The sequence below is a fragment of the cf. Phormidesmis sp. LEGE 11477 genome (assembly GCF_015207105.1).
Classification (GTDB): domain Bacteria; phylum Cyanobacteriota; class Cyanobacteriia; order Phormidesmidales; family Phormidesmidaceae; genus Phormidesmis.
Window position 1 is genome coordinate 54,122 of the sequence record NZ_JADEXO010000023.1, and the last position, 6,487, is coordinate 60,608.

General features: G+C 50.2%; 7 protein-coding genes. 3 read left to right on the plus strand and 4 right to left on the minus strand.

Annotated features, from left to right (window positions below; genetic code table 11):
- Nucleotides 1-3: 3 nt before the first annotated feature.
- The gene (locus tag IQ256_RS09245) at nucleotides 4-855 is read right to left on the minus strand and encodes a substrate-binding domain-containing protein (RefSeq protein WP_193855250.1); all 852 of its coding nucleotides are present in this window, start codon (nucleotides 853-855) and stop codon (nucleotides 4-6) included.
- A gap of 541 nt (nucleotides 856-1,396) precedes the next feature.
- Between IQ256_RS09245 and IQ256_RS09250 the strand changes: the two genes are divergently transcribed.
- The 3 genes from IQ256_RS09250 (at nucleotide 1,397) to IQ256_RS09260 (ending at nucleotide 3,690) form a co-directional block, all read left to right on the plus strand.
- Entirely contained in the window at nucleotides 1,397-2,455 is a 1,059-nt protein-coding gene (locus IQ256_RS09250) for a fatty acid desaturase (RefSeq protein ID WP_193855251.1), read from the plus strand.
- Between the two features lie 199 nt (nucleotides 2,456-2,654).
- On the plus strand, nucleotides 2,655-3,077 hold the full coding sequence (locus IQ256_RS09255; RefSeq protein ID WP_193855252.1) for a DUF3465 domain-containing protein: 423 nt from the start codon (nucleotides 2,655-2,657) through the stop codon (nucleotides 3,075-3,077).
- 91 nt (nucleotides 3,078-3,168) lie between these two features.
- A complete protein-coding gene (locus tag IQ256_RS09260) occupies nucleotides 3,169-3,690 on the plus strand; it encodes a DUF2726 domain-containing protein (protein WP_193855253.1) in 522 nt (173 codons plus the stop codon).
- Here the strand turns inward: IQ256_RS09260 and IQ256_RS09265 are convergent.
- From IQ256_RS09265 to IQ256_RS09275, 3 genes are all read right to left on the minus strand, one after another.
- Complete coding sequence (locus IQ256_RS09265) at nucleotides 3,687-4,478, minus strand: hypothetical protein (protein ID WP_228024713.1); 792 nt, start codon at nucleotides 4,476-4,478, stop codon at nucleotides 3,687-3,689. The two genes, IQ256_RS09260 and IQ256_RS09265, sit on opposite strands and share 4 nt — an antisense overlap.
- A 104-nt stretch (nucleotides 4,479-4,582) precedes the next feature.
- Nucleotides 4,583-5,920 (minus strand): murein hydrolase activator EnvC, encoded by a 1,338-nt coding sequence (locus IQ256_RS09270; RefSeq protein ID WP_193855254.1) that lies wholly within the window; start codon nucleotides 5,918-5,920, stop codon nucleotides 4,583-4,585.
- A partial coding sequence (locus tag IQ256_RS09275) for a LysE family transporter (RefSeq protein WP_193855255.1) occupies nucleotides 5,920-6,487 on the minus strand: 568 nt, incomplete at its 5' end. The genes IQ256_RS09270 and IQ256_RS09275, both read right to left, overlap by 1 nt.

Below are 6,487 nucleotides of genomic sequence, written 5' to 3' on the forward strand. Positions count from 1 at the left end.
AGACTAGCCCTCTTCGGCTTCAAAATCGTTTTCATATTCACTCAAAATCTGCTGCCCTTCTTCACTAGCGACAAAAGTAGCGAAGTCTTCAGCCATGGAAGAAGGGCTTGGAGATAAAGCAATGCCCAATGGCACGGTCATTAGATAGTCGCCAGCGCGAATATTCGCTACCGATGGGCCAATGCTATCAAGGCTAAGTATAGTGAGCGGCAATTCGGATAGCTCTTGGCTAAGCGGCACGGCCGCTATCGAGAAATCAGTCGTCGCTGCGCCTTCAACCAAATCATCATCGTCGGCGAAGAAAATAGCGTCTGACGTAATCTCTAATGTTTCGCCCAGATAAGCCTGTCGTAGAACCTGCTTCTCATTTTCGTCTTCTGTAAAGTCAAACAAAACGATGCCTGCATCTGGGCCGCCAACCTCTTGCCAATTTCTGATTTGGCCTGAGTAGATAGCTTTAAGTTCATCGGCAGTCAGATCAGAGATGCCCGCCACGCTATCATGTACGACGATAACCAGCGGCACTTCCATCAAGGGCACATACCTCAGTCCAGCGCTTACTTCGGCCTCAGTGAGTTCTCGGCTTAGCGCACCAATATCTAGCGTATCAGCCTTCACACCCTGTATCCCGGCGCTGGTCTGGCTCGGGGGCGCAAATTTGGCTTCAGCGTTGCCCACAGCCTTACTGTAGCCTTCAGTCAGCGCCTCTAAAACCTCATAAGTTTCCGCAGATCCCCCTATGTCAAGAACTTCAGTTACGGCTTGAGAGGCAGAATCAGCGCTAGGGGGAGAACAGCTCACTGTACCAAGCAAAGCTCCCCCTATCAAAACAGTCGTCAACGATTTCCTTAGCATGGTCTCAATATTAGTGAGCTAAAGTAACAGACGGTTACCATAAATCGCTTTATAAACAGAAAATAACCATCTTTGCTTATTCTTCCCAGTAATTCTTTAGCTTTCTATTTCAGAAGGCCGTGTTCGTACTCAATCGGTTTCTCGCTCGTGATTACAATCACCGTCTCTCTACTACAACCAGCTAGACTCTTCTCCACAAACTCTTCTCCACGCAGCGCCTTTGTTGCAAACTGTGAGGATAAACTAGATCTGCACTATGGCGACCCCAGCCAATAGCGCCGTCGCACATTAACAGTACAAATACCTAGTTCAGCTAGTAAATCGCCAGGATCAACGCGAGCAGAGCAAGATTGCAGTGACTTTTTGCGGCAAAACTGTAGTAATGTAAAGCTTTGTAAAGTCGTCTCTCTCCATTCAAATGCAGCCCTTAAACGCTCTATACATTGCCATTGACCAGTGTCATAAGAGCGAGCTGCGTTTGCGCGCGATGCGTGTGGGAGGGTACTCTTTGCCCTTGTTATATTCACTAATCAGGTAATACGTGCCGCTAAGTACTATCCCAGTCGAATCGATTCCATCCGAAGAACTACAACCCGAAGATCTGCCTTTCACCCTAAGAGATCTCAAAGCAGCCATTCCTGACTATTGCTTTGAACCATCAACATTCCGCTCACTCTCATACTTCTTCTTTGATATTGGGGTCATTGCTAGCTTGTATGCGATCGCCCACACCATCAACTCTTGGCTATTTTTCCCTCTATTTTGGTTAGCACAAGGCACGATGTTTTGGGCTTTATTCGTAGTCGGTCACGACTGCGGCCACGGCTCATTTTCCAAACACAAATGGCTCAACAACCTGATCGGACATCTCAGCCACACCCCTATCTTGGTGCCCTACCATGGCTGGAGAATCAGCCATCGTACGCATCACGCCAACACTGGCAATATCGACACTGACGAAAGCTGGTATCCCATCTCCAAAGCCACCTACGACGAAATGGAAGGCGGTGCTCGCTTTTTACGGTTTACGCTCTTTCTATTTGCCTATCCGTTCTATCTTTTCTTTCGCTCTCCCGGTCGGCAAGGCTCTCACTTTTTACCCAACAGTCCACTCTTCCGCCCGTCCGAAAAGTGGGATGTGATTACGAGCACAGCCTGCATCATTTTGTTTGTCGGCTTCTTGGCGTGGGTCGGCTTTACTTTCGGTCCGCTCTTCTTGATCAACTATTACGTCATGCCCTATCTGGTATTTGTCGTCTGGTTGGATTTGGTCACCTATTTACATCACACAGAGCCAGACATTCCCTGGTACCGCAACGATAGCTGGAACTTTCTCAAGGGCGCAGTTTCAACTATCGACCGCGACTACGGGTTTATCAACAATATCCACCACAATATTGGCACCCATGTAGCGCACCATGTTTTCTTGAGTATGCCGCACTACTATCTCAAAGATGCCACCGCAGCTATTAAGCCAGTCATGGGTGAGTATTTTAGGGAGTCAAAAGATTCTGTTTGGACTAGCTTCTGGCGTTCCGCGCGCGAGTGCATCTATGTTCCTAACGAAGGTCAAAAGATCTATTACCAGGCTCGCCGATAGCTCATCAATAGTCAGAAGGCTAAGCAGAGCGGCTTGCGTGCAGCACGCAGGTCGCTTCGCTGCTATCCAACAGCTATCAGCCTCTAACAACAAGCAGCCACGCGCTCTATCTTGCACATTGATAGATCCTACAGCTTGGTAGAATGACACACATGAAAGCAGCCTAGCGCTGGCGACAACTCTACTGAGTGAACACGAAATGCATAGACGAGTATTTTTGAGTGGCATGGTGCCAGTGCTAGCAGCACCCAGCTATCTCTACCGCAATAGTACGGCAGAAGTAATGGGAAGTAAGTCGGTACTCGATGCTTTCAAGAACAAACAGTCAGATATCATCGTAGAAAATGTAGCAGGTACGGTCGAAACTCTACTGCCTGACGATATTGAAGGCTCGCGGCATCAGCGATTTGTGATTCGCATCGCTCGCAACCAAACGGTACTCGTTGTTCACAACATCGATCTGTCCCAGCGGCTAGATGACTTACGAAAAGGCGATCGCGTCTCCGTAAAAGGCGAATACGAATGGAATGATCGCGGCGGTCTAATCCACTGGACTCACAAAGATCCTCGTAGTAGCCATGCAGACGGCTGGATTGACTACAGAAACGTTCGCTACGAATAGTGACAAAGCAGTAGCCACAGAATCTACCAATTCTAAAGCAGCGTACGGGCAGAATGAGTCTGTAAAGACTCTCTGTGGAAGCGCACTGTCAATGAACTGGATTATCTTGTTCGCTGCCGTTGTTATCGTCGCCGCCGCTGTTCTAAATGCTACTTCTTCTCAAAAAACTGCACAGAAGAAGTCAAAATCTCAAGTGCTAGAGATTCCATATCGGATGAAAGGTGCCCTGTTTACGCCTACCGAGCAAGCTTTCTACCAGACCTTGTGTGAGGCAGTACCTACTGAAAATATTGTGTTCGGTAAAGTTCGCGTAGCAGATGTCATAACACCGGCAGCGGGAATTTCTAAATCTCAATGGCAGTCCGCATTTAACCGTATTCAGGCCAAGCATTTTGACTTTGTATTGTGCGATCGCACGACGCTAACAGTCAGCGCAGTCATAGAGCTACAAGACGCCAGTCACAAAAAATCAAGCCGAGTCAAGCGAGATCAGTTCCTTAGAAAAGCCTGTACTGACGCACAGCTGCCCCTGCTAGAATTTACAGCTAAGTCTAAGTGTGTGGTCAAAGAGATAGAAGACTCTCTAGTAGCAATTTCTAACAGCCGCACCTAGAGCAGCCACTCCAAATTCACACCGACTCGACTATCGCCTTCGTCAGCGGTGCTTTGCCATTCCAAATCGGTGGAAAGCCGCAGGTTTGACGTCACCGCGTAACCAAAGTTCAGATGCGTAACGCTGAGCCCTTCACGATCGCCCACCACCCAAGACTGATCGACTGTGACATCAGCCGCACTAGTACGAGAAGGAACAAAGCGAAATCGTACGCCCAGGTTTGCCCCATCTATGCTGTAATCATCGGCAGAATCAGCATGGCGATAGCCGACGATAGGAGAAAGGTTGACATAGCTCCCTAGCGGCAAAACGTAATAGTGTAGGTCCGCGCCGTAGGCAGTGCGATCGCCTCTAAAATTCTGCTGATAATCTGCGCTCACCGTTAGCGGCGTATCGCCAATAAAGACATCATCTACACTCACCACAAACCCGCTAGTGCTATCAGAAGAAGGAAAAAAGCTATAGCCAACCTGTAGCTTCGTTCTAAAGCTAGGGTCATTACGAATATCCGAACGAACGTCGGGAATTTCTTCTAGCCAGCGCTGTAGCACCGGACTTTGCTCTACAGTTTCTGGGGCCAGATTGAGCGGCTCATCAGATGAAGACGGCTCTGACTCTACAGCAGGCGACTCTGTAGACGGCAACTCTGTAGCAGGAGAAGTAGTCGGTGCGGTCGGCTCCGCAGGCGGTTCGATAGTGGACTGAGCTTGAGCAGCGCCCCCAAAGAAGCAGCCGCAGCCCAAAACAATTCCAGCCGCACATCCAAGCGTTTGATCTTTCATGGACATAGGGTATCTCGCTAGCTGTCTTGTGGTCTATAGCAAGCACCCACAAACAAAACAGCCATAGCAAAACAGCCGCAATTATAGATAGTCCATCTACAAGAAGTTCATCACAAGAAGTTCATGGGATTAGTCGGCTTGCCCGCTTTACGAACTTCAAAGTGCAGGTGTGGCCCGGTCGAAAGGCCCGTCGTCCCGATCGCCGCGATCGCCTCGCCCTTCTTCACCGTTGCCCCTTCAGCTACGTTCAGCTTGCTGGCATGGGCGTACAGCGTCGTCAGCCCATCCCCGTGATCCAAAATCAGCGAATTGCCATAGCCGCCATACCAGCCAGCAAAAATCACAATCCCTGTCTCTGCTGCCAAGATCGGACTGCCGTGAGGCGCACCAAAATCGGTACCCGCATGAAAGCGGCTGTAGCCTAGCACCGGATGATAGCGCTTACCAAAGTGGCTGGTAATTGGGCCAGTCGCAGGGCGTAACATCTTTCCAGAAGACCTCGCCGCCCGCAGCGCCTCTTCTCTCGCCATCCTTTCACCCGCCGTTCCCGCTGCCGAGACTCGCTCTAGGATCAGCGCCGTTAGCTGATCAGAATCACGATCGAGCTGATTGATTGCCGCCTCTAATGCTCCGCGATTCTCTTTCAGGCGAGTAATTAGGCCACTCTGCTGCTTCACCTGCGTAGTGTATTGCGCTCTGCTAACCAATAGCTGCTGACGTAAAAGCGCGATCGCATTCTTCTGCTGTTCAATGCCCTGCTGCTGATCAACAATGCCAACCGAGCGATCTTCCAAACTGGCCAGCAAAGCCCGATCCGCCTCGTAAACCTGCTTCAGGCGATAGCGTCTATCTAAAAAATCATTGAGATTATGGCTTTGCAACAGCAGCGCCCAGCCATAAGCACCCTGCTGACGCTGCATAAACTGCAGACGACCCACAACCGCCGTCCGCGCCTGCTCATAGTCTTGCTTATTTTCATCCAGATCAGCTTCTAGCAGCCGTAGCTGCTGCTCTGCTTCACCTAGCTGATATTCGGTATTCGTAATCCAAGTATCTGTGCTTTGAATCGTCTTAGACAGGTTGCGGATTTTTTGGTTGGCCTGGTTCTCAGCCTTGCGATAGCGCTGATTAGCCTCGTCAAAGATTTCTAGCTGCTGATCGACCTGCTGGCGCTGCTGACGGAGTTGATTGACCGCCGGATCAACCGCTGGATCGACAGATTGAGCAACGGACTGACCAACAGATTGAGCCTTGGCCGGGCGATCGCTATGCCACAACGGACTCCCCAGCAAGATATAGCCAGAGAGCGCCACTGCAATTCCTAGAATCCAATACCGCTGCCAGCGCTGACGCCACCGCCGATGCCATAGAATCATACTTCTTACCAGCTCACCAAAACTATCTCCAGACAACTGTCTCCAGATCGTGGCCGTCAAATTGAACTTCATTAAATCGCACTCGCCAGAGCCACCACGCCAAACCCAATAATCAGCCCACCAAACACCTTGCGAGAGAACTGGTTGAACCGAAACAGACGCGCTGGGGTGAGGCGATCGCGCAAATAAGCCACGCCTGAGACTAACACTAGCCACCATAGAATTGAGCCCGAAAATACGCCAAATACAAGGGTTACAGAATCGAGGTAGGCGCTCTGCGTAATACCGAGACCAGCGAAGATAGCAACGAAAGAAAGGATCGTGGCAGGGTTAGCAAGGGTCAGCGCGAGAGTGCTGGTGTAGGCGGAAAAAAGAGCAGCCCCAGAGACCCTAGAGGCAGTAGGAGAAGAGTGGGATATGGGTAAAGACGGTTTGCCAGGATTCGACAGTGGATTCGACAGTGGATTCGACGGTGAAGCAAGCAAGGATTTCATATTGCCTCCATTCAAAAATGTGGTGAGCCCCAGATAGCAAAGAAACAAACCGCCACCGATTCTTAGCCAGCTACTGTAGCCGACTAAGAAATCCGAAACAGCGGTCAGACCAAAAGCCGCCACCATCCCATACAGACCATCTGCG

Excerpts from the sequence above, each read along its gene's own strand:
- IQ256_RS09245 (WP_193855250.1), bottom strand. The coding sequence starts at position 855 with ATGCTAAGGAAATCGTTGACGACTGTTTTGATAGGGGGAGCTTTGCTT.
- IQ256_RS09255 (WP_193855252.1), top strand. The coding sequence starts at position 2,655 with ATGCATAGACGAGTATTTTTGAGTGGCATGGTGCCAGTGCTAGCAGCA.
- IQ256_RS09265 (WP_228024713.1), bottom strand. The coding sequence starts at position 4,478 with ATGTCCATGAAAGATCAAACGCTTGGATGTGCGGCTGGAATTGTTTTG.
- IQ256_RS09260 (WP_193855253.1), top strand. The coding sequence starts at position 3,169 with ATGAACTGGATTATCTTGTTCGCTGCCGTTGTTATCGTCGCCGCCGCT.
- IQ256_RS09270 (WP_193855254.1), bottom strand. The coding sequence starts at position 5,920 with ATGAAGTTCAATTTGACGGCCACGATCTGGAGACAGTTGTCTGGAGAT.